Below are 26,474 nucleotides of genomic sequence, written 5' to 3'. Positions count from 1 at the left end.
TCGACCCGGCCGAACCTGCAGGACGGAGGAGACGCATCATGACCACGCCTCATGAGCTGCGCACGCCGGTCATTCCCGACGACGCCGGGCGCCCACGCGTCACCAACGAGGGGAAGCGGACACCGGTTTTGTCCGAACGTCGGCGCGTCAGGGCCGCGTTCGGAATGTCCCCGGAGCTCGCCCCCTTCGTGTTCGGGCCCGACGAGCGGACGCGATTGTCGGCTCTGCTTGACATCGACATCGACGACCCGCGAGGTGTCCAGGCTGCCGATGCTGCAGCCAGCGACGTGGAGCTGCTCATCACCGGGTGGGGAGCACCGATTCTCGACGAGCGGGCGCTGAACCGGTTCCCGAGCTTGCGGGCGATCGTGCACTGGGGCGGAGGCATTGACTTCCTCAACACCGCGGCCGCCGCCCGCCGCGAGCTCCAGGTGTCCTCGGGCCGCTGGGCCAACGCCATCCCCGTCGCCGAGTACACCGTCGCCATGATCACGCTGGCGGCGAAGGGCGCGTTCGGTGCTTCCGAGCTGTACCGACGCGAGCAGCGGTTCATCGACCGGGAGGCGGAGTTCCCGCACACGGGCCTCGCCGGAACCAATGTCGGCATCATCGGCGCATCGACCATCGGTGCCCTGGTCATCAAGAAGCTGCAGGATTATGACGTCCAGGTGCTGGTGTACGACCCCTTCCTCCCTGCGCCGCAGGCAGAGGAACTCGGAGTCGAGCTCATCGACGACCTCCGAGAACTCGCGCGGCGCAGCCGTATCCTGTCGATCCACGCCCCCGACATCCCGCAGACACGCCGCATGGTATCTCGCAGCGTTCTGGCATCGCTGCCCGACGACGCCACGCTCATCAACACGGCGCGAGGCGCGCTGGTTGACCAAGGGGCACTCGTGGATGAACTGTCCACCGGCCGGATCTCCGCGGTGCTGGATGTCACCGAGCCTGATGTACTTCCTGTCGGACACCCGCTGTACGCCTTGCCGAACGTGTTCCTTACGCCGCATCTGGCCGGCTCGATGGGCAACGAGCTGCGACGGCTCGGCGCGTCAGCCGTCCGCGAGGTCGAACGATTCGTGGCGGGGACACCCTTCGCACATGCCATCCCGACGCATGCCTTCCTTCCGCTGGCGTCTCACCCATCCAGCGAACCGTCCAGCGCCCGAGCGGAGTGAGCTGTTGCACGCCGTGCTCGCTGCGAACCTTGGAGGTACCAAGATCGTGGCCGCTCTCCTGTGAGGAAGCCCGGGTGCTGCTCAACACCTATCGACTTCGCCTCGGCCCGAATCATGCCGGTGAACATGCCCTATCCCACCGACGGGTTCCCGCTGCGGGGCGTGGGCTGTCCGCGCGGGACTATGGGGCACTGTTCGCGACGCCTGCCGAGTGCGCGCACTTCCGGCACGTGACGGCATCGGGACCGAGCTGTCCGCCCTCTCGGTGGGTATCCCCGCCATCCAGCTGCACACGTTGGTGCACGACGCCGGCATAGCGACGGCGACTCCCACGGGACGCACCGAGAGAAGGTTTGGGAAGGGCGGATCCGGCGACAGCCGGACCCACCCTTCCGAAGCCATGTCAGCTACCGCAGGAAAGCGCGGGATAGGTGGCTTTGATCGTGCGCGTCAGACCGTACGTGCTGCCCGTGACCTCGACGTCGACAGTGCCGGTCTCCACCGTGGACGACCTCGTGGCGAAGGTGGCCGAGGTCGCCTTGCCCGCGGCCAACGTCGACCCCGGCTTGGAACCCCATGCGGAGGTGGCCTTCCACGTGATGGCTTCGTCCGAATCGTTCCGCACGGTGACGGCGACATAGACGGCGCCTGCCACGCAGCGGCTGACGGCAGTGGCAACGCCCGGGGTCCACACGGTGTCGGGCGACGGCGGGAAGCTCCACTTCTGGGCGGGCGCCGTCGACGAACAGGTGGCGAGTTCCACGCGCGTCCCGTTGCCCGTGCCGGAGTTCACGGTCGCCAGGCACAGACTCGACGACGTTGCTTTGATCGTGCCGTCAGCGTTCACGAGCCACTTCTGCGTCGCGGCGCCGTTGCAGTCCCAGATGACGACGGCGGTTCCCGGAGTCGTTCCGCTGCTCGCGGCATCCAGGCACTTGTTGCCGTAGACGCTGATCTCCGATTGCGCGGTGAGGGTGAACAACTGATTCGGCGCGCCGCTGCATGTATACAGCGCGGGCCGGGCTCCGTTCAGAGTGGTGGCGCCGGGCAGGTCGAGGCACTTGCTCGCGGAGACCTGGGTGAGCGTCTGATTGACCGCGCGCGGTCCCGTGCGTACGACCGTCGCGTTCGAGGGGCCGGCGACGGTCCCGTCTGCGTCGACGACGTAGAGCTTGTAGCTGCCGTTCGTCGACGGCATCGGGATCTGTGTGGCGTCTCCGGCAGCCGAGGTCATCGTGGCCGATGTCGCGAACGATGTCGTCCCCGCGGGCGCCAGCCACATCGTCCGGGTCGCGTCGCCGACGCCGCGCACCGCCACCGACGGCATCCCCTCCGGTGCCAGGACGCTAGCCGGCAGAGCGAAGTCCGCGGTCGTCGCGACGGAGGAGAGGATGTCGCGGTACGGCGACTGTATACCTGCCCCGGCGGCGACGGCGTAGGCCTGGAGTGGCCACACCAAGTCGGGCACGACCCGGATGGCGTCGATGGTGCTGTTCGGGACGTTCCGGTCGAAGATCGAGTTAGTCGGCCCCCACGTGTTGTGGATCTGCAGATCGTGCTGGTAGCCCCAGGTGCCGGAGTTGATGACGTACCTGATGCCACGATCGGCTTCGATGACGTTGTCGTTGTATGTGATAAACGCCGATCCTTCGTCGGGGTGCAGGCCGTACGTGTGTCCTGGGCGGATGCCGCGGGCGTAGTTGTCGTCGATCACGCTGCCTGGCTGGCTGCCGAGGGTGTATATGGGACCGGAGTCACTCAGGAACTGCATCGTGTCGATGATCTCGTTGCGCTGGATGCTGTTGTTGCGCGCCACAGTCGTCGGGTTACCCGGGTTGACCGACTGGGTGCCTCCGTCGAAGTTGTGCCATCCCCAGCCCATCGAAATGCCCGCCCAGGAGGTCTTCTCAATACGGTTGTTCTCGAAGGCGACGGTGTCCAGGAAGTATCCCGAGATCGCAGCCGAGCCCCAGAACAGCACCGCACTGTCGTAGAAATAGTTGTTGCGCACCGAGATGTTCGTCGGGGCGCCCTCAACGTTCGGCGCGTAATGTTCGCCATTGCTCGACGTGCCGTCGCCGATGTACACGTGCTGTGGGTCGCCGACATTGAGTGCAGTGCCCCCGATGTCGTTCGTGACGTTGCCCTCGATGCGCGAGTCGACGACGTCGTTCACGAACTGGATGCCGTCGGCTCCCGTGTGCTCGACACGGTTGCGGATGAAGTCGATGTTCGACGCGCTGTTGACCTCGACCGCTCCGGGTTCCACCTGGATGTTGCGGTACGTGTAGACGTGGAAGTTCTTCCGAGTGAAGGCCAGGTTGACGGTGTTGCCCTGCTGGGTCTGCTTGAACGACGATCCGTCGATCTGGGTGAGGTTCCAGTCGGAGTGGCGCATCGTGATGCCGGTGAAGGTGACGTCATGGATGCGGTTAGCCCGGTCGGTCCCGGATATGTCGAGGACCGTCTCGACGTTGTTCGGTGCGTAGATCGAGGCCGTCGACGGGTCGGTACCCGCAGCGGCGTACAGGTACACCTTCTGGGCCTCGCGATCGAAGAAGAACTCGCCCGGCTGGTCAAGGAACTCGTAGGCGTTCGAGAGGACGTGCGTGCCGGTGGCCTGCAGCGGCGCGTAGGCGGCGGCCTGTGCGATCGCGGCCCCCGGCTGCTGGAACAGGGCGACTCGCTTCGTCCCGTCGGACGACGTCGTCACGCCGCGGATGCCGGTGATCGCCGTTGACCATGTCGTCGCGGTGGTCAGCTCCATATCCTGGGCATTCCGAGGGATTTCGGGGACGTCACCGAGGGCGTACGCCGCGCCGTCGCATTTCGAGCCGGACTCCCACGCCCACGGCGCCTGCCCCGCGGTCACCGTGTAGGTGCCGTAGCATCCGGCCGACTGTACCGTCTTGCTCGCCATGAACGCGCGGGATCCGTCGACGTACAGGGCACGCAGCTTGTCGGCACGCTCCAGCGGCGCCTCCCAGATGTTGCCGTCGTGCTGAGTCCAGCTCGTCACCGGCACCCCGGCCTCGAGCACGGGTACCTCGTCCGCGTACGCCGAATAGATCACGCGGTGGCCGTTCTGGCCCGAGTCCTGCGCTCCGAACTGCACGGTCTCGCGTACTGGATACGTCCCGCCACGCAGGTAGACCGTGATGTCGCCTGTCATGCCACTGTTCAGCGTGCGCACGATGTCGCGTGCGTGCTCGATCGTGCGAAACGGCGCGTCGATGGAACCGTCAGCCGAGTCATCGCCGTTCGGTGCGACGTATAGGGCGGTGTCCGCTGCGGAGGCAGCCTGTGCGGTGATGGGAGTGACCGCGACGCCGGAGCCGACAACCAACGCCGCCACCACGGCCCTCAGCCGCCACGCACGCCAGCCGGATTGGGAACGCTCGACATTGAGCATGAGGTGACCTTTCGGAGTTCGCGTCTCGTCTTGTCACTGAGACGGCAGTTGGCAATTTGTTAGACATCATATGTTTAGCGTCTTGGCTGAGACAAGACAGGAGCGCTGATTCTCAGTGGCGCGATGCCGACGGACACCGAGAAGCCCGGAACTTCGGGGAATTTCGCGTCGCGGATCGGCTTCCTTCATTCTCGTTGCGCACCCCAACACACCATCAGGAACTGCATGCATCGGATGAATGGGTCGCTTGTGTCGGCGATGCTTCACTGACTGATCCCGGCGCCTCGCGGATGCGGTCGGTTCCGTCAATGCGGCGAGCGCCACTCCGAATAGTGCGTGAGGTCGTCTTTCGCCCTGGGCATCATCTACTTCCACCCTCGGACGCCTCACGGCGCCCGGCCGCCCGGGCCTCCTCGATCAGCGAACTCACCCGGCGTCGCGAACGGACCCGACCCCACAGCAGCGCGCCGACGACGAGTCCCGCTCCCGACAGCAGCACAAGCTGGGGCCAGGGCACCGCCCAGACCACCACCTGAGCCGTCACCGGCTGAAACTCCGGCGTTGCCCCGTCGACGGTCAGCACCTCGGCATCCAGGGTGACAGTCGTCGGAATGAGGAATGTCGGCCACACATTGTCAACAGCGGCGGTGAGAGTGCGCTCGTCGCCGGGCAGGAGTTGTTGCTGAATCTCGCCGGCGGCTGGGTAGTCGGCGCTCTGCCCACCGGCCTCGACGGTGCCGCTGGCCACAAGGCGCGTGTTGCCGTCATTGACGACGTCGAACTCCACGGTCATCTGTCCTGGACGGAACGGATTCCACGAAGGGATGTACTCGGCGACGAACTCCTGCACCTCCGCCGCCGAGATGATCTGACCGGTCACGCGTGTGAGGACCTTGAGACCCACACGGCTCTCGACGCCGACCGCCGTGCCGTCGTCGGCTGATTGCACCGACAGGACGGATGCCGTGATGCCGGCGGCATGGTCGCCGGGTTCCGCCTGCTCGGGCACCTGCATGGTGAACGGCACCACGACCGTCTGCCCCGCAGGCACGGCCACCGAATCGGCGATCGTGATCCAGGTCCCGGCGGCCACCGAATCCCGGTCGCCTGGAAGGATGTCGAACCGCCCCGTTCTCGTGAAGAAGCCATCGGCGGCGGTGAGATCGAAGGTCACATTCTCCGTGCTCATGTTGCGCACTGCGATGAAGTCGTCGACCGATTCGCCCGGGTCCAGCGTGCGCTCGATGGAGGTGCGAGCATCCGGCCCGTCGGCGTCGGCGGGCGCCACCGACCATCGGATGTCCGGTTCCGCAGAATCGTCGTTGGCGGCGGCGAACGCTGGCGATGCGACGAAGAACATCGCCAGGATCGCGCCGACGATGGCGGCGAGACGCCATCGCGCCCGCACGTGAGGGATGTGTTGTGGCATGAGGGGATCCAAAGGGGAGAGCCGGGGCCACAACACGCGACCCCGGCCCGATCCAGACCGGATCACGCGGTCGGGCTCAGATCGCGTCTTCCCACAGCGTGAGGGTTATCGTGCCTGAGTAGGCTCCGGGCGCCTGGTCCGCTGGCGTCTTGAGCTTCAGTGCCGCATTGGCTGACCAGACACCGGGGGTGAGCTCTCCTTCGACGTTCGCTGCGATCGCGAGGAGCTCCTCGCCGACGAGACCGACGTTGTTCGCCGTCGCACCGGTGCCGATGGTCGGCTCGTCGAGAGAGGTGACGACTTCCTCGCCGGGCGCCACCTGTGCCGGATCGCCCGAAACGAGCGCGGGAACCCATCCAAGCTTGTCGGCGCCAATGCTCGCACCGGCGGGCCCCGCGAGCACCGACGACTGCCCGGTGACGTACCAGTAGTTCTCGGCGGGTGCTGCACCCCGGTCGTCCGACACGGTCACCGTCGGGAGGACGCCGTCGAACACCCGCGTGCCGTCCGTCTCCGCAGTGCCCTCCGTGAGGGCCGTGGAGTCGGCCGCGACGGTCAGGCTCAGCGCGCCGACAGGCTCCTGGGGCGCCACCTCGACGTTTACCGTCACGTCGTCATCGTCGATAGGAGCGGCGAAGGCCGCGCCGGCGACACCCGCAAGGAGGGCTCCACCCGCTGTGGCCACTGCGACGCGCGCGGCGAACGACTTGCTCATCTTCATTGATCTCTCCGATCTCTCCTGCGGCACCCATGCCGCCCTGGATGTCAGCGACGATTGTCCAATCGCCTGGTATTTCGTCCTCGAAGTACACGCCCGTCGGGTCCGGGCTCCGCAGCCGCAATGTTAGCGTCAACAGTCACACCATGTTAGCGTCAACAGTCCTTGAGAACAAGATGTCTCATCCGCAGCGGAGATCGGGGATCACAATCTTCGTCGCGGTCGTCCGCAGCGATGCGATTCCCGTGGCCTTCACATCCACGGACGCACCTTCGACCATCGGTGATCGCGTCGTGAAGCTCAGAGATGCCGACTGATCGGACGCCAGCGACGACACGGTCTTGGTGCCCCAGGGCGTCACCACCTCCACATTAACGCTCTCGGAGGCCTCGTTCCTCACCTTGATCACCGCGACCACGCTCCCCGCCACGCATCGCACGCCGGCCGCGGCGGACACCAGTGAAGCCGGGGGCACGTGCGTCTGCTCAGGGGAGATGTTCCCTGCATTGTCGCTGGCGCGGTAGACGATGCCCTCCGTCGTGGTGATCGGTCCCGAGTACTGCTGCCAGCTCGTGGATTCGCCGAGACGGTACTCGACACGTGCCACGCCGGACCCGCCGTCGGTCGCCTGCAAGGTCACAGCGCCGGCTTCGCCCTCGGAGAGAGAAGCCACGGGTGCGGTTGCGTCGCGCTTGACCGTCAGAGTCGAGCTCGCCGTGTTCCCTCCGCCGTCCACAGCCTGGAACTCGAACGCCGTCGTCCCCTCCGGTGCAGGAAGCGGCGACTCGTACGAGGTCCACGTGTCGGACGAGTCCGTGCGGTACTCGAGGCGAATGATTCCGGTCTGGGCATCGGAGGCCAGCGCCTTCGCGGACACTGCACCCACGTACCATCCGTTCTCGCCGTCCGGAGCGGCCGGGTCCAGCACCGTCGTCAAGGACGGTGCCGCGGCGTCGGCGAGCTCTCCCACTCGGCTCGCGTTGAGCGCGGAGCCGTATATCCGGAAGTCGTCGATGTCACCCCCGAAGAACGGATCGGCGAACTGTGAACGCCCGATCTGCCCTGTCTGAGCGGCCCCCGTCTGGAACAGCGCGGCTCCCGTCGCGCTGCTGTTGGTACCGGCGACGGCCACCCCGTCGCGGAAGATCGTCGTGGTGTTGTTCGCCGGGTTCACCACGACGGCGACATGCGTCCACTTGCCTGTGGGCAGCGCGCCATTGCTGTCCTGAGCGCGCGCCTCGGACGCGGTGTTGGTCGGCTTGAGACCCACGGCGTAGGACGATCCGGGACCGCGAGGGGTCATGTAGAGGTAGCGGTTGGATCCGCCGCCGGTTCCCGCGCCGCCGAGCCAGAACAGATTGGCGTACGACGTGGACGAGTCGGTCCACCGAACCCACGCGGACACGGTGAATCCTCCGACGCCATCGAGCACCCCGTTCGGCATGGTGATGTAGGGCGCGGCCGTGTTCGTGCGTGCGCCTCCAGAGAGGTTCACGGCGGTACCGTGGACACCGGGAACCAAGGCGACCGAAGATGGGGCGACATACGTTCCATCGAATCCGTTGCCCGAGGAGTCGGTGATCTTCGTACCAGCGTCGCCGTCGAACGAGTAGTTCAGGATCGGCGTCGGCACGGTGAGATCAACGGTCACGTCCGCGACGTAGGGTTGCCCCTGATACGCCACCGTGATCGTGGTCGTCCCGGACCTGGTGCCCGGGCGGATGACACCATTCGTCACGGTGGCGATGTCGGACGCCGCGGACGAGGCGGTCAGCTCGGTGTTCGAGACCCGCTGCGTCTGCCCGTTCGCGTCATGGCGGTAGAACTCGATCTCTGACGTCTGTCCTGCGTTCGTGAAGTACACCGATCCCCTCTTGAGGAAACCGGTCCCTTCGACCTTCGGGGCAGATGCCTCATAGCGGAAGAAGTCAACGTCCACCGACCCCGGCAGGGCTCCATCTGCATCGTTGCGGCTGTCGGAATTGCTGTCGACGTACGCGTCGTTGTAGCTGTAGATGCCGATCCGGTCGCCGCGGTATCCCCCGAAGGCTGTGAGCTTCTGAGTTCCGGCGAGCTGGAAGCTCGCGCCACCGTCCACACTGTAGTAATAGGCGACGTTCTGGTCGCGATCGGTGCGGGAGATCAGGTCCACCACGGTGACGCCTGCAGGCAGATCGGCGACGGCGGAGACGTTGTTGTTCGACTCCGTGATGATCCGGTTGGCGCCCGAGTTGCGCTGCACCGCAATGGCGTTGGACTGCGTTCCGCCGTTGAAGTGCACGAGCCCGGCGCGCTGCCCATCCGTCATCCGACTGATGTCGAGTCGAATGGCGCCCTGGGTCTGATCAGAGCCCAGATGGCGTTGATGGAGCGTGTCGCCCGCCAGGAAGAAGTTGCCGGCGCGGTTAGTGGTGTTGAACGCTTTCAGTCGCATCCAGCCGGGTCGCTCCGTGAGGCTCCAGTAGCCCGAACGCGGCTGGTGGTTCCACATCCATCGGATGTCGAGCGTACCGTCGGTGAAGTCATCGCCGCCCTGCGGGCTCGTGATCGGATAGGTCTTGGGTGAGCCGGTCGGGATACCCGGGTAGGTGTCGTTGCCGGAGGCGTCCTTCTCGACGTCACGAACGACCGGCTTCGGTGCCGTCCACACCATCGTGCCGAGCCCGTTGGCGTCCAGCTGGCGGCCGAGGACCGGCCAGCCGTCGATCGGCCAGTCGACCGGCAGAAGGTGCGCCTGACGTCCGCGCGCGCCACCCTGGGTCCCGTCGTTCTTCTGAGCGAAGAAGTACCATTCGCCGTCGGGGGTGTCGATGAAGCCGCCCTGCAGCGGAAGCGTGTCGTTCGCCAGGTACTTGACCTCATATGTCCCGACGTTACCCGGGCTGCCCGGCGTCCCGTCCGTCAGGGTGCCGTAGAGGTTCTTGGATCGCAGCATGTACGACCCCGCGCCGCTGAGGCCATCCTCGTTCAGGTTGTTCTTCCTGCCCTGGAAGTCGCAGTAGAAGAGATAGTAGTAATCCCCCCGCTTGTAGATCTTGTTGCACTCCGGGCCGGCACGCTTCCCACCGAAGAGGTCGCCGCCGATCAGGCCTTGCCCGGCAAGCGTCACCTGTGCGCCCGATGAGTTGGTGTATGTAAGGTCATACTTGCTCATGTCGGCGTTCGTGAGCGTCGTCACGTCGTCGTCCACGGTGAACAGCACGTTGCCGCGAACGTCCGGCTGCAGTGGGTCGCTCTTGTCAGAACCGCTCGTCCCCGCCACGTGGGCCGCCGCGAAGAACACGTCGACGTCGACGAGCTGGCCCTGTGCGTCGTACTTCTCGTCGAAGAAGAGCGTCGGGTCGGTCCAGGCCGACGTGACGAGGTCGCGCCCGAACTGGTCTTTCAGGATGCGCATATCCCAATGCCCGGCCGGGTCTTTCGTCGAGGCCACGAACATGCCGCCGGTCACTGTGTTGACGGCGATGTAGAACGTCTTGTTCAGGGGGTTGTACTTGATGGACGGCGCGTAGACCCCTCTGTTGTACTCGGACATCCCCGTCCAGTTGTAACGAGTGGCGCCGTAATTGCTGAAGCTGTTGAACGTCGTGGTTCCACCGAGTTTGGTGATGTCATCGAACCCGGCGCCGACGGTCTTCCAGTTGACCATGTCCTTGGAGTGGATGACTGAGACACCTGGAGCGTCGACGAACGTCGACGTCACCGCCCAATAGTCGTCCCCGACCCGGATCGCGTCCGGATCCGCATAGTCCGTCCCCAGGACCGGGTTGGTGTAGGTACCGTCCCCGTTGTCACCCCAGGGGTCGATGTAACCGCCTCCGGCAGGAGTGGCTGCGGCCATCTTCACCGCCGCCCCCGTCGCCTGGGCAGATGCCGCGGGCACCAGCGTTCCGAGAATCACTGCCACCGCCCCTGCGGCCGCGAGAGCTCGGAAGCTCATCGATTGGGACTTCTTCATGGATCTCCCTCGATACCAGGGCACCCGCCGTTGGTGCGCCCCCACATGAACGCGAAGATTCGCTTTCGTATGATGTATACCGTAACAGGGTCGGTCTGCACCTCGAAAGTCTGGAGCGATGTCATCCCTCTCTTGCCGCGCGAGCCACTCGCGCGGCACGAGCCAGCAGAACTCAAACGACCGAGCCCCTCTTCCGAACCGGCACGCCCTTGGGCACCTCGTCGGAACCATCAAGTGTTGCCACTTGCAGGGAGAACACGGAGTCACGAAAGGCTGCCGACACGTGCGTCGACGCCCGGCTGACTGAGCAACCGGGCGCCGACACTGAGCCATCAGCCGCAGGAGACCGCCTCGTATGTCGACGTGCGCGACGTGAGACTGCGATCGGCCGCGGTCGCAGTAGTCACGACTTCACCACCCGCGATGGATGCCTGACGAGTCGAGAAGGCCCCCGAGACCGAGGCTCCCGGAGCCACAGAGGCGAACGACTTCTCGCCGAACTCGGTGTGGATCACGATCGCGGCGGGCACCGTGTCGTTGTTCACCACGCGCGGTGTCACGACGACCTTGCCCGCCACACATCGGGTGGCCACAACGACGTCAACGTCCAACTCGCTCGGTTCCGGCTCGCCGAGGGCGAACGAGATCGTCTTGCTCTCGTCCGCGTCGAACGAGACCTTCAGGGGTGCTCCGGCATTGCGCACCGTCTCGCCGTCGATGTCGGCCGAGGCCCATGGGATTCCGCTGCTGACCTCGATCGTCTGCTCTCGCTGCGAGGTGATCGTCACGGTGGCCGAGCCGGCGTCGACGTCCCACTCGAGATTCGTGACCTCGGCCTGGGTTCGTGCCATCGAGCCCGAGATGGAGCCCGCGTTCATCCCGGCGGGGAGCGCAGGAAGAACGTCGACCTTGCCCTCGTCGGAGTACACGAGTGTCTCGAGCAGCAGCGTCGGGACGGTGTTGAGGATGTCGGACGCGTAGGCCGAGGCACCGTTCACGTTGTGGTTGGTTGTGAAGCTCGAGTAGTACGCGCTGCCGCCGAGGAGCGCCAGCAGCGATTCCGTCGTCCCCTCGGGGTTCTTCAGACGAGCATCGACCAGGCCCATGTGGAGCCAGCCGTGGCCGGACTGCTTGTCGCCAGCGGTGCTCTTGCGCAACTCCATTGCGATCTTCAGCCCCTTACTGATCTCGGGGGTCAGGTCGTGCGCCGGCCAGGCAAAGTACGCGTGGCTCACGTGACGGTGAGCGTGCTGCTCGGTGTACCGGCTGAGCGACCACTCCCGAAGCGCGCCCGTGGCGTCGGAGGTCGCGGGCGGAAGTTTGGCGCTGAGTGCCTCCCAGCCGGCGATGCGACTCGCGCTCGCAGAATCCCCTCCGTTCACGTACTTCTCAGCCTCAGCCGTCATCCGCAGACCATCACGCGCTGCCGCGATGTCCATCGTGCAGTTGATCGCGATGGAGGAGTTGCCGCCGAGAGGACGGTTCTCAGGCGAGTAACACGGGAGGAGGAGGTAATGCTCGCCGGTGGCGAGCTCTGTCTTGCCCTGCTGAAAGCGCGCCTCCTGCGTGGCGTCGCCATAATATTGAGGGTCGACGAACTGCTCCCAGAAGTTGGACTGCTTGCGCAGGAGCGGCAGCAGCAGGTCCTCGACGAGGCGGAGGTATCCACGATCCTCGATCACCGCGAGCTCGGCCGCGGTGAGGTCGGTCTCGTCAAGGCTCAGCACGGAAGCCAACGAGCTCACGTCGATGTCGTCGGCCAACGGGATCCGGGCGTCGCCGTGCGTCTTCCAGTGCTCGTAGAGAGGCAGGATGAGCCAGCTGGCACCGGCGTTCCAGTACTCGAACGGATACGCACCGCCATTGCCGGTGAAGTGGACGAGGCCGGCTCGGTCGGAGTCGGTGCGCGGCGGCGCCAACAAGGCGTCCGTCATGCCGTAGATCTTCTCGGCATTGGTCTCCCAATCCGGAGCTATGCGCAGGATGAAGTTGGCGTAGCCCTCGATCTGCGTCGGCAGGTTGCCGATGTTGGCACCGGCGATCTGCAGATTGACATTCGCGTCCGTCGTCCAGTCGGCCTGCCAGGCGGAGTTCCAGGCACCTGTCCACATGCCGCCGAGGCGAGGAGTGCTGAACCCGCTCGAGCTGATCGTCGCGTAGCGGCCAGCGTTGAACGCGCGCTCGACCATCGCAGGGTTGAGAGCCCCGGCGTTCTGCTGCTGCTTGGCGATGAGCGCTTCGTTGGTCAGGGCGGCATCGGCGTCCGCGCCGGGCAGGTCCAGCTTGACTGCATCGAACTCTTCGCCCTGGACGGCGGCGTGCGGCGCGAGCAGAGCGTCGTAGTCCAATGCGCCGCCGACGACATACTCCGGCTTGGAGATCACCGCCTGGATGTCTTCGCGCAACTTGTCGACCACGGCGAAGTCCTGCTGCGCGGCGAACTCCTCGATCGCGCCCAGGTTCTTGTCACGTGCGGACTTCGTGATGAGGAAGACCTCGTCGGCTTCGGTGATCGAGATGCCGTAGTACTTCGAGCCGGGCACTGCGCGGGCGCCGAGCGGCTTGGCGACCTCGTACGGTGCCTTCTCGCCACCCTTGATGACGACGTACGTCACACCGGCGAATCCACCATCCTTGAGCTCGCTGTTGGCGAACGACGGGTAGTGCGCGACCTGGCCGATGTAGTCGCCTTCGGGGTCGACGAACTGCTTGTAGCGCAGTTCCGTGTTGAGGGTGCCGTTTTCGACAGCCATCTCGTCGATGGGTGCGATATCGAAGTCGAGGTTGACCTTGGCTCCCGTGGATGAACTCGACAGTCGAGTGACGACGACATTGTCGGGTCGAGAGGCGAACGTCGTGCGCTCCCACTCCCCCTGGGCGTCGACGTAGTTCACGCCGACCTCACCTGTCTCGTAGTCGGTCCACCGCCAATTTCCTGCGAGCGCACCGGAAGCCTTGGGTCTGAGATTCAACTCGTGGGCGGGATGGTAGGTGTAGTCGAACTGGAGGGCCCACGACGAGTCGATCCGTGGGTCTTGACCGTTGAACAGCTGCTGCCGCACTCCCGGCAGGTACGACGCCAGGTCGGGCGTCTCGCGCTTGTCGTTGGTCGGCATATTGAGTGCCATGTTCTGGTAGATGATCGAGTCGGCGAGCGGGTTCCCCGCGATCACGGCACCGTTCTCTCCGTTTCCGGTGACCATCCCGGCTCGCCACCACGTGCGCGCGTTCAACGACTTCGTGGGGAAGGTGGTCGAGACGACTTTGCTGTTGGTGCTCGGCGGCGGCGGGGTCGATACCTGCTTGCGGACGATGACGTCGGTGACGGTGCCGGTGAAATAAGGGTCGGTGGCCCAGACCGGACGACCGAGATAGCCGAAGACCGCGGTGCCGTTGTTCAGCTGGGGCGCAGTGGTGCCCATGGTCGCGCTTCCGAGGAGAGCGCCGTTGACGTACGCGTCGTACGATCCGTCGTTCTTGAGCACGGCCGTCGATGTGGCGTAGGCACCGGACGCATATGTCACGGGGCCCTGAATCTTTGCCCAGCGGCTTCCGAATCTCGACTCCCACACCGCCTGTCCGGTGACGAGCGGATGGAAGCGGAGGTGGTTCTGCGAACTGCTCGTACCCGTCGAGAACAGGCCCTCGTTGTTTCGCGTGCCGACCTGGTAGCGCAGTTCGATGACGACCGCCTGTTCGCTGCCGATGAAGTTCGGGAGCTCGACATAACCCGTTCCATTAAACTTGAGCGCGTGATCGTCACCTTCCGTGACGAAGTCAGCCGCACTCAGTCCCACGAGGCGGGCATCGAGCCCGCGGCCCGACACGTCCTTGAGGACATCACCTTCGAACGACATGTCGTAGTGCACGAGCACTTCCGACCCAGCGCTATCCTCCGGTGCAGCAGTGGCGGCGGGGGTCATCGCAACCGTAGCCGCAACGAGCGCCACCGACGTGGCAAGCGCGATCGACGCCCGCCCTCGCGGGTCCCGCGGGCGCCGCTGTGGGCGCGAGGCAACCTCGCCGCCGGGGCTGTGCTTGAAGCGATTGAGCATGTCTACGTCCTCCGTTGGATAGGCATTGCGCGCAGCGTCGCACGGTGCGCATTCCCGCCAACAGTAATCGGATGAATAACGCAGGGTCCAGCAGCACCGGACCTAGTGCATTAGCATGTCGCCCAGGACTTCCGCGGATTCATCGTACAAATCTCCTCCATTCCGTGTGATCACTGCGGCCATGGCTGAGTGAGTCTGAGGGTCTTGGGAGGCCTCTTGAGGGTAGGGTGGAGGTGTGCGCCGCAGCGTTCCGCGCCGTGGTTAAGCATGGAATGAGCTACCAGCCACGGAGGGATTTCTTCATTCCCCCCGCCGCACGCGGTAGCCGAGGTACACGAACCCGTTCGCGAAGCGGCGCTCGCCGATGAGCTCCAGATCGAGTCGTAGGCCGGCGTCGAGGAAGCGGACTCCGCCGCCGATGTGCGCGGGCGCGATCATCACGTGCACCTCGTCGAGGACGCCGGCGCGCGCCGCCACGGATGCCAGCTGCCCGCCGCCGATCGCGATCGGGCCGGCGGCGGCATCCGCCATCTCTCTCACCGCCACGGGATCGAAGTCGGTGCGCAGCTCGGTGCGGCGCGTCGTCACCGCGTCGAGCGTCTTCGAGTAGACGATCTTGCCGGCGTCGCGCCACTGCAGCGCGAACTCGCGCTCGGCCGGCGACAGGTCCTCGAGCGGCAGGTCGTCCCACACCTTCATAACGTCGTAGACCTTGCGTCCGTAGAGGTGAGTTCGCGCGGGCGCAACGAGCTCGTTCACGAACGAGTGCACCTCGGCGTCGGGCGTCGCCCAGTCCCACCGCCCGTCGGGTCCGGCGATGTAGCCGTCGAGCGAGGCGGAGTTGAAGTACGTCACTAAGCCCACGCCCGCACGCTACTCGGCGCGCCTTCCGCGGGCCACCCCGCACCCGTTGCCAGTCGATCCTCAGGAATCCCTCTTGCGCGGAGCACGGATTCCGCAGCTATTGTTTTTCGATAGGTCCTTGCCGTTTATCGATAGGTTCGTGATGCGCCCCACAACGATCGTGGTCCTCAAAGCACTCATCGCGGTGCTGATCGCACTGCTGCTGCTGTGCCAGGTCGCGGTGCTGCCCGGCATGGCGCGATCGCTGGCCGGGATGTATCCGTACCTCGCGTATCTCGAGGTGCCCGGAATCGTCATCGGCGTCATCTTCACCCTCTGCGCCCAGGTGGTGCTCGTCTGCGTCTGGCAGCTGCTGACCCTCGTGCGCGCCGACAGCATCTTCACGCCGCGCGCGTTCGTGTGGGTGGACGTGAGCCTGGCCGCCGTCGTCTTCGCCACGGTGCTGGTCGTCACGACCCTCGCGTTCCTGATCACCGCGCCGGCCGGATCGCCGTCGATCGTGCTGCTGTGCCTGCTCGGCATCGTGGTCGGCGCCGGGCTGTCGCTGCTGCTGGTGGTGCTGCGCGGACTGCTGCGCAAGGCGTCGCAGCTCCAGCACGACCTCTCGGAGGTGGTCTGATGCCGATCATCATCAACCTCGACGTGCAGCTGGCGAAGAAGAAGATGTCGGTCACCGACTTCGCCGCCGCGATCGACATCACCCCGGCGAACGTCTCGGTGCTGAAGAACGGCCGCGCGAAGGCGGTGCGCTTCACGACGCTCGACGCGATCTGCCGGGTGCTCGACTGCCAGCCGGGCGACATCCTGGAGTGGGTGCCCGACGACCATCCGGCCGCCATCGCCGCACGGGAGGGCGACGCGTGAACGGTGCGAGCGTGAGCGGCGCGAGCGTCAGCGTCAGCGTCAGCGTCAGCGTCAGCGGCGCGAGCGTGAGCGACCGGCGCACGCTCGCCTGGAGCGACACCGCGATCGCCGAGCTGCTCGACGTCGTCCGCTGCCCGGTGTGCGCCGCGGGGATCGTCGCCGAGCAGCGGTGTCCCGCGTGCGGTGCGGACTTCGCCGGCGCCGTCGGCCGCGACCTCTGGCTCGCGTCGCGGAACGCCGCAGACGCGTTGCGCGCCCGCCAGGCGCTGCTCGCGCAGGTGCCGCTGAGCCCGGTCACGGCGGCGACGGGCAGCTTCGCCGCAGCGCGTGCGGAGACACCACCGGAAGCTGACGCGTCGACTGTGGCGCCCATTCCGGTGGTGGGCATCGACGCGACCGCCGGCGTCGACGCGACCGCCGGCGCCCCCCGGGCCTCCGCGACGGTGCAGTCCGTGCTCGCGGTCGCCGGTGCGGCGCTGGTCGCCGTCGCCGCCGTGGTGTTCACATTCTTCAATCCCGATCTCACCGACCCGTGGCCGCGCGCAGCGATCGTCGGTGCCATCGCGGCCGCTTTCCTCGGCGGATCCGCCTTCCTCGCCCGCCGGCACCTGCGCTTCTCCGCCGAGGCGATCGGAGCCCTCGGGATCGTGTTCCTGGCGCTCACGATCACCGCGGCGCTGCCCCTGCTCCCCCGGGATGCGAACGGCTGGGTCTTCACCGCGCTCGCGACGCTGCTCACGGGCGGCGCACTGGCAGTGCTCGGCCCACGCGCCGGCATCCATGCCTGGCTCTGGACCGGTCTGCTCGCTCTCGCATTCGTGCCGCTCTTGTTCGGCCTGGGTGCCGGCTCGGCGCTCGCGACGACGGCCGGATGTCTCGCCTCGGCGGCCGCCGCCGGCGCGCTGGTCGCCCTCGTCTCCCGCATCGGCTCGGGCGCACGAAGCTCGGGCCTGCGCCGCCCGCTCACCGCGGAGCGCGCGGCGCTGACGGTGGCGCAGTTCGGGTTCGCCGTCGCCGCGCTCTCGACGGTGTGGGGGACGGATGCCGCCACCGCCGTCCCGACCGCGTACCTCGCGAGTGCGACGCTCGTGGCCATCGCGGCGATCGCGGTCGCCTCGGCGCAGCACCCGGCGGGGCGCGTGTGGAGCGGCGTCGCGGGTGCGGCGATGGTCGGCACCGTGGCGGTGCTGCCGATCGCGATGCCCGCGCTCGGGATGGGCACCTGGTTCGCGGCGTTCCCGGTGGCCGCCGGCCTCGGGCTCGTCGCCGTCGGCGCGATCGCCCCGCTGCACCGCGTGGTCGCACGCGGCGCCCTCTTCACCGGCGCGGTCGGCGTGGTCGCCCTGATCGCCGTGATCCCGACGCTCACGGCGTTCCTGTCGATCGCCGGCGCTCTCGCCGGCCCGTCCGCCGACCGCTTGTTCCTGCTTCCCGGCAGCGCGACGGGGCTGACCGTAGGCATCGCCGCACTGTCGCTGTCGCTGGGCTCGTTCGCCGCGATCACCGCGTCCCGCGGCGTCGAAGCCGGCGCGGCGACGGGCGCGGCATCCGTCGACCCCCACGGGTTCGGGGCGCACGACACTCAGCCGGGGCGCGATGCGCACGCCCCGAACGCGCCGGGCACGCCCCGAACGCAGGGCGCACCCCGAATGCAGGGCGCACCCCGAACGGAGGCCGGCATGACGCCGCCGGGCGCCGTCGTGCTGCCGACAGGCGCCGGTGGCGAGCAGAGGCCGCAGCCGCTCGGCACGCGATGGCTCGGGTTTCTCGGCGCCTGGTACGCGGTGCTCGCGTTCCTCACGGTGCTGTCGCTACCCGGCCTCGAGGTGTGGGCGCGGCTCGCGATCGGACTCGTTGCAGCCGTCGGCGCGGGAGCCGTCGTCACCACCTCGCTGCGCGATGCCTCGGCCAGCGCCCGCATGCCGCTTGTGGCCGGCGCGCACGCGGCCGTCCTGTTCGCCGCGGTCCTGTCGTGGCGCGACGACGACCTCACGGTGTGGGCGGGGACCGCGGTCGTCGCATCGATCGGCGTGCTCGCGCTGACCGTACCGCGCGCGGGCCGCTTCGTGCATGTCGGCGTCGGCTTCGGGTACGCGCTCGTCGTGCTCGCGACCGCGCTCGCCCGCGGTGGCGCAGATCCGCTCGTCGTGGTGTGCCTCACCACCTGCGCTGCCGGTGCGGTCGCCATCGCGACGACGTTCGCGCGCCGCATCCCGTCTCGGGAATGGCACGCGGTGCTCGTCGTGACAGCGGTGCCCTTCGCGATCGGCGTGCTGCAGGTGGTGTTCGAGCGCAGCGGCTGGACCGCCCTCTCGACCGCCGTCATCTTCGGCCTCGCGCTGACGCTGGTCACCACCGCACGCGCGGGTCTCGGCGTCGTGGTGCGCACGCTGGCGTCAGCGACGCTCGTTCCCGCGGTCGCCGTCGTGGCGGTGTGCCTCGGCGCGCAGCTGCTGCCCGTGAGCGGGTCGCCGGTGATGCTCCCGGTGATCGCGGCGATCGTCGCGGGCGTCCTGGCGTCGGCCGACCTGATCGGCGACGCGCTCGGCCGGCGACTGCCGCAGGCGCAGGCGCGCGCCGCCGGACTCGCGGTCGAGGCATCCGCTCTCCTGACGGCCGCGATCGCCGTCGCGCTCGCGCTGGTGCGCACGTCGGCGGGCCTGCCCACCACCCTGCTGGTGCTCGTGATCCTCGGCACCGGGTTCGCCGTGACCGCGCTCACCGCGCCGCGCCGCTACGCGTGGCCGCTCGCCGGCGTGGCATTCACCGGCGCCCTCTGGAGTGCCTGGGGCATCGTCGGCGTCACCGGTCTCGAGCCCTATCTGCTCCCGCCCGCCCTCGGCGCCGCGGTCGTCGGCGCGCTGCTGACCGCGCGCGGTCGCCCTGCGGCCGGCCTGTACGCCGCCGGACTCGCGACAGCGGTCGTCCCCGTGGTCCTCGCACTCGCCCTCGATGGGACGGATGCCGCCCTGCCGGCGTTCGCTGCCGACGCCGTCGCTCCTGGCCGGGCCGTGGGACTCGTCAGCGCCGCGTGGGCGCTGGTGGCGGCATCCGTCATCGTCTCGCGAGCGTCCGCCCAACGGATTCGGCGCCTGCGCGTTCTGCGCGTTCCGACGCTCGCCGTCGCGATCGTCGCCGCCGCAGCGGGCGCCATCCAGGGGCTTCGCTGGGGCATCGGCCTCGATCCGGCCCCGACGGATCCAGCGATCCTCGCGGCCCTCGCGTTCGGGCTGCTCGGTGCCGGTGCTGCGGCGAGCGCCGCACGCGGTCTGCACCGGCACGCCGCTGAGGGGACGACTCTCGCCCGCACGCGGTGGCTCGGTGCGCCCGCGGTGCTGATCGTCGGCGTGGCGACCTGGCCGGCGATCGAGCGCGACTGGTTCGTCATCTGGACGATGTGGGGGCTGCTGCTCGGCTTCCTCGCCCTCATGGTCGCCGTCGCCGCGCGCGGGCTGCGCGGGCCGACGGGGCTGCCACCGGTGCCGTTCCTGTTCGCCGTGTCGTTCGTGACGGCCGTGGTCGCGTGGAGCCCGCGCGACCTCCGGGTCGAGTGGTTCTCGCTGCCCCTCGGCCTCTTCCTCCTCGCGGCGGGTGCGCTGGCCCTCCGTCGGCCGGCCGTCGACCCGCCAACGCGCAGGCTCGAGGCATGGCCGGCGGGCTGGACCGGGTCGTGGCCGCTGCTCGCGCCCGGGCTCGTCACGATGCTGAGCGCCTCGGTCGCCGCCACCTACACCGACCCGCGCACGTGGCGGGCGATCTTCGTCATGGCGATCGCCCTTGTCGCGATCCTCGTCGGCGCCACGCAGCGCCTCGCAGCGCCGTTCGTCATCGGGATCGTCGTGCTCCCGATCGAGAATGTGCTGGCGTTCATGGTGCAGATCGGCCGCGGCATCGACGCCATGCCCTGGTGGATCACGCTGTCAGTGGTCGGTGCGGTGCTGCTCATCATCGCCGTCGGCTATGAACGGCGGGCGGGCGACGACACCGGGCTCGCCGCGCGGCTGCGCGATCTGACCTGATCGAGGCGGCCAGACCTCCGACCGAGGAGCCGCACCGCGCTCGCGGCCCGATCGAGCCGCGGCTCACGGGCTGCTCGCCTGTCACGATTCGTGTCTCCGAGCCACCGTTCGTGACAGTTGAGCGGCCTCGACGGCGGGCTCAGGTGTCGAGGGTGACGTCGACCTGTATCTCGGTCGCCAGGCGCTCGAGCTCGCTTGTGAGGTCGTCGAGGTCGACGGATGCCGGAACCCGGGCGACGACCGTCGCCTCGAAGAGGCGCCCGCCGTACATCGCGGCATCGGCGGTGTGGGTGGTCAGCTTGTCGATGCTCACGCCGTGGGCGCCCAGCACCGACGAGATGTCGCGGACGATGCCCGGACGGTCGTTCCCGATCACCTGCATCGTGAGCGGCCGCGCCGTACCGAGCGGCGGCTCCACCGTTCCGGTGTGCACCGCGACCTTCAGCAGGCCGTCGAGCACGGTCAGCGCCGCGCGCAGCTCGTCGGCCCGCTCGGCCGGCACCGATACCTCGATGATGCCGGCGAAGGCGCCCGACAGCTCCGCCAGCTGGCTGTTCTCCCAGTTGCCGCCGTGGTTGCCGACGACGTCGGCGACCGCCGCCACGAGTCCGGACCGGTCGTCGCCGACCACGGTGAGCACGAGCGTCGTCATGCGGACACTGTACCCATGCGGCCCGGCTCGGCGGACCGGAATGCCTCAGCGCTGCCGGCGGCGGGCGGCTCCGGGTCGGAGCGGATCAGCGGGGGGGGAGAGCTCGTCGATCACTGGGAAGGACAGGCGGAACCGTTCCGGGTCGCCGCCGACGGCGGAGGCCGCGCCGAACTCGTCGGCGACGACGGTGACTCCCCGGGCGCTGGCCTCGGCGATGCGCACCGGGCGTTCGCTGCCGTCGGGGAAGTGCAGGGTCCACCGGTCGGCCAGGTAGCCGATGCCGAGCTCGTCGAGCAGCTCCTCGGCGGCGAGCCACTCGAGCGGGCCGGCGCCGTCGGGCGTCCGTTCGCGGCCCAGCAGGTCGAACACGCGGAAGCCGTCGCCCTCGGCGAGCATCCATCCCAGGATCTCGCTGTCGGAACGCCGGTACTCGATCCAGTCGGCAGGCAGCATGGGACCCGAGCGTAGCGAACGCGTCGCCGTCGTGGCACACGGTTCATCCACAACCCGCGCGCGGGTCGGGCGATCGGCGGCCGCATCCCGGTAGCATCCGAGCAGAGATCGCACGTGGGGATGCGCGGTCCGGACTCGGGGAGTCGCATGACCAGTTTCGGCACGGATCCCGCGCGGCCCTCCGCGCGGCGACGTCGGCGCCGCGTGTTCGCGGGCATCGCGGGCGCCGTCGTCGTGCTCGCCGTGATCGGCGGCACGGTGGCCGCGATCGGGTTCGCACGCGCGGCCGCCGGAGACCGGCAGGCGGATGCCACGCCCAGCGCCACCGCGGCGGCGACACCCACCCCCGTCCCGACCCCGCTCACTCCGGAGGAGCAGTTGCTGGCGAGCGCGCCGGACCCCGCGGCCTGCGCCGTCAGCTTCGCAGGCGAGGGGGTGGCCGACGCACCGATGCTCCAGATGCAGGGCGCGCTCTATGCCTCGTTGCCGATCCCCTCGCGGGAGGGACTCGTGTTCGCCGGCTGGTACGCGACGCCGGAGGATGCCGCGGCCCTCGCCGTTCCCGGACGCGTCAACGGCTCCGAGCCCGTCGTCTGCACCGATCGGCGGGTGACGCTGCACGGCGCGTGGGTGAGCCCCGAGCAGAACGCCGCCGAAGACGCACGCATCCCGATCCTCATGTACCACCAGTTCACCGCGAATCCCGAGGGTGAGAGCGGGTGGCTGCGGGGCAATTACGCGTACATCGGCGACTTCGATGCGCATATGAACCACATCGCGACCACGGGGTTCTACCTGCCGACCTGGGATGAGCTGTCGGCCTTCATCGACGGACGGCTGTTCCTGCCGAACCATTCGGTGATCGTGACCGACGACGACGCCGACCAGACGTGGTTCGACCTGGCGGTGCCCGTCATCGACACGTACAAGGTGCTCGCCACATCGTTCATGATCACGGCGTACCGCCAGGATCCCCCGCCGAACATGTATGTGCTGCGCCGGTCGCACACCCACGACATGCACCGCGCGGGCGCCAACGGCGATGGTCTCATCACCAACCTCGGCGTACCCGAGATCGTCGCCGACATGGAGGCGTCCGCCGGCGTGCTCGGTGTGAAGGAGATCGTGGCGTATCCCTTCGGTCACTACAACGACACCGCAAAGGAGGGGCTCCGGCAGGCCGGTTGGGAGATGGCGCGCACCATCGAGCCCGGCTACGTCACAATCGGAACCGACAAGCTCGCGCTGCCGACGGTGCGCATCAACTACGGCATGGGGCTCGACGCGCTGGTGAACCTGATCGGCTGAAGCGAAGCTGCGGCACACGGCGCATTACAGGTTTCGATTTGGTCTTGTCAAGTTTTTCGGGGGCAAAGTCTTCCGATCGACGGGCTGCCGCAGTACATTTACAGGGCGCAGGGGGAGTTCGAACCCGAATCGAACGACCCCACGACCCGACAACCCGGCCGGGTCTGCGCATTGGGGTTGTATGGCCTGTTCGGCGTGCCGTCGTGCGGGCTTCTGGGGAAGTACATGTCTGCTAGGGACGCGTCATCGTGCGCGCGGTGGACCGCGGTCTGAAGCCGACCGCGATCGAAGCGGCGCCGACGGGCGCCGGAGGAGTGACCCGAACGCTCCTCCGACGTCCAACTCCGACGCGCCCACTTCTGGATGTCCTCCCCGACGCGATCGCCCCTCGCGCGCAGCCGTCGCTGGAGCGCCGCCACCTCTGGGAGAGGCGCTACCGGCGACGGCTGATCGCGACCGATGCGGTCTGCATCACCGCGGCCGCCGCCGCGGCCATCGTCTTCGAGGCCGCAGCCGGCGTGCCCATCGCACAGCTCGCCGGGCCCGCCCGCATCGGACTCTTCGTCATCTGCGCGTGGATGACGCTCCTGGCGCTCGCCCGTACGCGGGAACCCTCCGTGCTCGGCGCGGGAGCCGCCGAGTACATGCGCCTCGGGCATGCGACGGGCTTCGCGTTCGGCATCCTGTCGGTTGTCTTCATCCTGGCGCAGCTGCCCGGACTGCGCGCGCAGCTCATCATCGCGCTGCCCGTCGGGCTCGTCGCCCTGGTGCTGAGCCGCTGGCTCTGGCGCAGGTGGCTCATCCACGAGCGCGAGCGCGGCGAATGCGTATCACGGGTCCTCGTCGCGGGCACGCGCGACGACGTCGAGTACGTCATCGAGAAGCTGGTGCACGACCCTCATCACGCCTTCCTCGTGATCGGAGCGACGACGACGGACGGCGTGTTCGAGCCGATCGACATCGAGGATCATCTCTACCCGGTGATCGGGTCGATCCGCTTCACGGCGGCCTACGGTCGCGAGGCCGGCGCCGACACCATCGTCGTCGCGAGCACGCCGGACGACGACCGCGACTTCGTGCGGCGGCTGGGGTGGGAGCTGGAGGGCAGTGCGGCCGAGCTCGTGCTGTGCAACCGGCTCACCGACGTGGCAGGACCCCGATTGTCGCTGCGGCCCCTCGACGGGCTGCCGCTCGTGCAGGTGAAGATCCCCGAGTTCGAGGGCGGCATCCACGCCATCAAGCGAGGGATGGATGTGGTGCTGTCACTCCTCGCCCTCCTGCCGATCGCGCTCATCGCGCCGTTCGTGGCCGTCGCCATCAAACTCGACTCGCGCGGCCCTGTGCTGTTCCACCAGCTGCGGGTGGGTCGCGACGGCCGTCAGTTCTCGATGCTCAAATTCCGCACCATGGTGGTCGACGCCGAGGAGCGGCGCGCTGAGCTGCTCGCCCAGAACGACGGCGCAGGGCCGCTGTTCAAGGTGAAGCGCGACCCGCGGGTGACGCGAGTGGGCGCGATCCTGCGCAGGTTCTCGATCGACGAGCTGCCGCAGTTCGTCAACGTGCTGCGCGGTGACATGAGCATCGTGGGCCCGCGCCCGCCGCTTCCGAACGAGGTGACGTCGTACGACGGCAGCGTGTACCGCCGGCTCTACATCAAGCCCGGTATCACGGGGCTCTGGCAGATCAGCGGTCGCAGCGACCTCACATGGGCCGACAGCGTTCGACTGGACCTGCGCTACGTCGAGAACTGGTCGATCGCCACGGACGTCATGATCATGTGGCGCACGGCGAAGGTCATGATGGCACCGAAGGGGGCTTACTGATGCTCCCTCAGAAGACTTGGCCGGCGACAATGGCGTCGCCGGCCGCCAACAGCTGGACCCGCGGTCGTCACCCGCCGCTGCCCGTCAGGTGCACACTGGCGCTGGCGTCACCGGTGGACGCCCGTTCCCCAAGCGGGCGTGACCGCGGGTCCTTGGGACCGACGCCCGGGCGGACGTAGACGGTGCGAGCCGTAAATTCCGATAATGGAATATGCGGGGCGGTCAGCTAGCTGGACACCACTCGCACCTGGGAGAACTCGACCGCCTCGTTCGACGCGTAATCCTTGAACAGGCGGATCCAGGGCCCCCTGCCGTCGGGCTCAGCGAGCTCGGCCTCTATCGGCTCACCACCGTCGGCGGTGGCGCGCACCCGGTCGTCGGACACGTCGATCCGAATCCGCACCGGGTCGCCTGCGGTCGGCGCGTCGACCGTGCCCGTCGCCAGGTCGGATCCGGTGACACCGCGCTCGCAGCGAGCGAGTGCGATCGTCCCGTCGGCGTGAAGCGAGAACTGATAGCCGTCGGCGTCGCCCCGCCCGCCCTGCCCTCCCGGCGCGTCGCCGGTCAAGGCGAACACCGCGCCGGCAGCGCCGCGCGGAGGGACGGCATCCGGCCAGACGATCGTCATGTCCAGACGGCTCAGTTGCGCTCCCGGAACGGCCAGTGAACCCATCAGATAGCTGGTCGGGTCCATCCGCTGGATGCGCAGAGCTGCCCGGTCCGGGACGAACGAGGGCTGAGAAGACCAGCCGAGGGTGGCGATCGCCGTAGGAAGGTCGCCGGGTGCTCGTCGGCCGGTCGCGAAAGCGTCCCGGTCGGCAGGCCTGCCGTCGACGAGGTAGCCCACGTTGGAGCACATCAGCCCGGCGACCCCGAGGCCCGCGAGCCGTTCCACGTCGTCGTGGAACCGCACCTCCCAGCACATCACCGGGACCCCCGTGACCACGACGCGCCTGATCACGTCGTCCGGCATCGTCACCGGCACGCCGAGGATGTCGAAAGTCGTCGCGAACTCGTCCAGGCGGTCGATCTGCTCCACGTCGAAGTATCCCCACGCGCAGTAGCCTCGTTCTTTCGCAGCGCGCACCTGTGAGGCCGGCGCCCACTGCTTCCAGACGAAGCGCTCCCTCGCCCGGGGTTGAGCATCGAGGAGGTCCAGGAGCGGACGTGTGTTCGTGCCCTGCTTGTCCTCGATGAACACCAGCGTGTCCGGGCCGATCTCACGCAGGACGTCCTCGAGCCTCGAGACAGGCTCGAGCGGAGTGTCGACGCCCAGCCAGCTCCGGGCGTCCACAGACAGGGCGCTCACCTCGCTCCAGGTCATGTCGGCGATCTTCCTGTCGACGCCCAGCACCCGTTCGCCTGACAGATCGTGGTGACAGATCAGCACGCCGTCCGACGTCGCGCACACCGAGATCTCGATCGCCTCGGCGCCCGCCTGCAGCGAGTTCCGATAGGCGGCGAGAGTGTGCTCCGGCCAGTTGTCGCCGCTGCCGCGATGACCGACGTAGAACCTCGGCCGACCGATGAGCTCGCGGACGTCGAACGGGATGGGTGCCCGCGAGGGCGAGGGAACGCCCGAAGGAGAGGGAGCGGCGGGGATCGTCTCGGACGGGTTCCCGTTCGCCGGGGGCGGCGCCGAGCAGCCGGCCAGGACCACGGTCGACAGCCCGCCGATGAGGAAGACACGACGCGATATCGGAGACGGGGCCATCGCGTCACCTCCCGTTGTTCGCGGGCG

15 protein-coding genes are annotated in these 26,474 nt (G+C 67.9%); 6 read left to right on the top strand and 9 right to left on the bottom strand.

Features of this window, described 5'->3' with window-relative positions; genetic code table 11:
* Positions 1-38: 38 nt before the first annotated feature.
* Positions 39-1,178 (top strand): hydroxyacid dehydrogenase, encoded by a 1,140-nt coding sequence (locus tag MRBLWS13_RS13930; RefSeq protein WP_349425938.1) that lies wholly within the window; start codon positions 39-41, stop codon positions 1,176-1,178.
* Between the two features lie 403 nt (positions 1,179-1,581).
* On the opposite strand, the gene MRBLWS13_RS13925 is transcribed toward MRBLWS13_RS13930, so the two are convergent.
* From MRBLWS13_RS13925 to MRBLWS13_RS13900, 6 genes are all read right to left on the bottom strand, one after another.
* The gene (locus tag MRBLWS13_RS13925; protein WP_349425937.1) at positions 1,582-4,590 is read right to left on the bottom strand and encodes a ricin-type beta-trefoil lectin domain protein; all 3,009 of its coding nucleotides are present in this window, start codon (positions 4,588-4,590) and stop codon (positions 1,582-1,584) included.
* 361 nt (positions 4,591-4,951) lie between these two features.
* Positions 4,952-6,019, bottom strand: a complete 1,068-nt coding sequence (locus tag MRBLWS13_RS13920; RefSeq protein ID WP_349425936.1) for a hypothetical protein — start codon at positions 6,017-6,019, stop codon at positions 4,952-4,954.
* Positions 6,020-6,095: 76 nt separating this feature from the next.
* Positions 6,096-6,740 (bottom strand): hypothetical protein, encoded by a 645-nt coding sequence (locus MRBLWS13_RS13915; RefSeq protein ID WP_349425935.1) that lies wholly within the window; start codon positions 6,738-6,740, stop codon positions 6,096-6,098.
* Positions 6,741-6,918: 178 nt separating this feature from the next.
* Positions 6,919-11,028 carry a family 43 glycosylhydrolase gene (locus tag MRBLWS13_RS13910; protein WP_349425934.1) on the bottom strand — a complete coding sequence of 1,370 codons (4,110 nt, stop codon included), beginning with the start codon at positions 11,026-11,028 and terminating at the stop codon, positions 6,919-6,921.
* The gene (locus MRBLWS13_RS13905; RefSeq protein WP_349425932.1) at positions 11,028-14,618 is read right to left on the bottom strand and encodes a glycoside hydrolase N-terminal domain-containing protein; all 3,591 of its coding nucleotides are present in this window, start codon (positions 14,616-14,618) and stop codon (positions 11,028-11,030) included. Before MRBLWS13_RS13905 ends, MRBLWS13_RS13910 begins: the two co-directional genes overlap by 1 nt.
* A 432-nt stretch (positions 14,619-15,050) precedes the next feature.
* Entirely contained in the window at positions 15,051-15,614 is a 564-nt protein-coding gene (locus MRBLWS13_RS13900; protein WP_349425931.1) for a dihydrofolate reductase family protein, read from the bottom strand.
* A 142-nt stretch (positions 15,615-15,756) separates the two neighbouring features.
* Between MRBLWS13_RS13900 and MRBLWS13_RS13895 the strand changes: the two genes are divergently transcribed.
* From MRBLWS13_RS13895 to MRBLWS13_RS13885, 3 genes are read left to right on the top strand one after another with little or no spacing between them, the layout of a single operon-like run.
* The gene (locus MRBLWS13_RS13895) at positions 15,757-16,233 is read left to right on the top strand and encodes a DUF2975 domain-containing protein (protein WP_349425930.1); all 477 of its coding nucleotides are present in this window, start codon (positions 15,757-15,759) and stop codon (positions 16,231-16,233) included.
* On the top strand, positions 16,233-16,478 hold the full coding sequence (locus tag MRBLWS13_RS13890) for a helix-turn-helix transcriptional regulator (protein WP_349425929.1): 246 nt from the start codon (positions 16,233-16,235) through the stop codon (positions 16,476-16,478). Before MRBLWS13_RS13895 ends, MRBLWS13_RS13890 begins: the two co-directional genes overlap by 1 nt.
* 11 nt (positions 16,479-16,489) lie before the next feature.
* Positions 16,490-20,497, top strand: coding sequence for a hypothetical protein (locus tag MRBLWS13_RS13885; RefSeq protein WP_349425928.1), 4,008 nt, complete (start codon positions 16,490-16,492; stop codon positions 20,495-20,497).
* A 139-nt stretch (positions 20,498-20,636) separates the two neighbouring features.
* Here MRBLWS13_RS13885 and MRBLWS13_RS13880 read toward each other — a convergent pair whose 3' ends face one another.
* A complete protein-coding gene (locus MRBLWS13_RS13880) occupies positions 20,637-21,149 on the bottom strand; it encodes an ACT domain-containing protein (RefSeq protein ID WP_349425927.1) in 513 nt (170 codons plus the stop codon).
* Positions 21,150-21,194: 45 nt separating this feature from the next.
* A complete protein-coding gene (locus MRBLWS13_RS13875) occupies positions 21,195-21,602 on the bottom strand; it encodes a hypothetical protein (RefSeq protein WP_349425926.1) in 408 nt (135 codons plus the stop codon).
* 147 nt (positions 21,603-21,749) lie between these two features.
* On the opposite strand from MRBLWS13_RS13875, the gene MRBLWS13_RS13870 reads away from it, so the two are divergent.
* A complete protein-coding gene (locus MRBLWS13_RS13870) occupies positions 21,750-22,910 on the top strand; it encodes a polysaccharide deacetylase family protein (protein ID WP_349425925.1) in 1,161 nt (386 codons plus the stop codon).
* A gap of 257 nt (positions 22,911-23,167) precedes the next feature.
* Positions 23,168-24,733 (top strand): sugar transferase, encoded by a 1,566-nt coding sequence (locus MRBLWS13_RS13865; RefSeq protein ID WP_349425923.1) that lies wholly within the window; start codon positions 23,168-23,170, stop codon positions 24,731-24,733.
* Positions 24,734-24,959: 226 nt separating this feature from the next.
* Here the strand turns inward: MRBLWS13_RS13865 and MRBLWS13_RS13860 are convergent, their stop codons facing one another.
* A complete protein-coding gene (locus tag MRBLWS13_RS13860; RefSeq protein ID WP_349425922.1) occupies positions 24,960-26,447 on the bottom strand; it encodes a glycerophosphodiester phosphodiesterase in 1,488 nt (495 codons plus the stop codon).
* Positions 26,448-26,474 lie beyond the last annotated feature (27 nt).

Origin of the sequence: Microbacterium sp. LWS13-1.2 (assembly GCF_040144835.1) — a bacterium.
Taxonomy (GTDB): domain Bacteria; phylum Actinomycetota; class Actinomycetes; order Actinomycetales; family Microbacteriaceae; genus Microbacterium.
The sequence above is the reverse complement of the archived record's forward strand: the minus strand, read 5'-3'. Positions and strand labels throughout refer to the sequence as shown.

Bases quoted from the DNA above. Each gene is read 5' to 3' on its own strand.
- MRBLWS13_RS13930 (WP_349425938.1), top strand. From the start codon at position 39: ATGACCACGCCTCATGAGCTGCGCACGCCGGTCATTCCCGACGACGCC.
- MRBLWS13_RS13925 (WP_349425937.1), bottom strand. From the start codon at position 4,590: ATGCTCAATGTCGAGCGTTCCCAATCCGGCTGGCGTGCGTGGCGGCTG.
- MRBLWS13_RS13920 (WP_349425936.1), bottom strand. From the start codon at position 6,019: ATGCCACAACACATCCCTCACGTGCGGGCGCGATGGCGTCTCGCCGCC.
- MRBLWS13_RS13915 (WP_349425935.1), bottom strand. From the start codon at position 6,740: ATGAAGATGAGCAAGTCGTTCGCCGCGCGCGTCGCAGTGGCCACAGCG.
- MRBLWS13_RS13910 (WP_349425934.1), bottom strand. From the start codon at position 11,028: ATGGCTCAGTGTCGGCGCCCGGTTGCTCAGTCAGCCGGGCGTCGACGC.
- MRBLWS13_RS13905 (WP_349425932.1), bottom strand. From the start codon at position 14,618: ATGACCCCCGCCGCCACTGCTGCACCGGAGGATAGCGCTGGGTCGGAA.
- MRBLWS13_RS13895 (WP_349425930.1), top strand. From the start codon at position 15,757: ATGCGCCCCACAACGATCGTGGTCCTCAAAGCACTCATCGCGGTGCTG.
- MRBLWS13_RS13890 (WP_349425929.1), top strand. From the start codon at position 16,233: ATGCCGATCATCATCAACCTCGACGTGCAGCTGGCGAAGAAGAAGATG.
- MRBLWS13_RS13880 (WP_349425927.1), bottom strand. From the start codon at position 21,149: ATGACGACGCTCGTGCTCACCGTGGTCGGCGACGACCGGTCCGGACTC.
- MRBLWS13_RS13875 (WP_349425926.1), bottom strand. From the start codon at position 21,602: ATGCTGCCTGCCGACTGGATCGAGTACCGGCGTTCCGACAGCGAGATC.
- MRBLWS13_RS13870 (WP_349425925.1), top strand. From the start codon at position 21,750: ATGACCAGTTTCGGCACGGATCCCGCGCGGCCCTCCGCGCGGCGACGT.
- MRBLWS13_RS13860 (WP_349425922.1), bottom strand. From the start codon at position 26,447: ATGGCCCCGTCTCCGATATCGCGTCGTGTCTTCCTCATCGGCGGGCTG.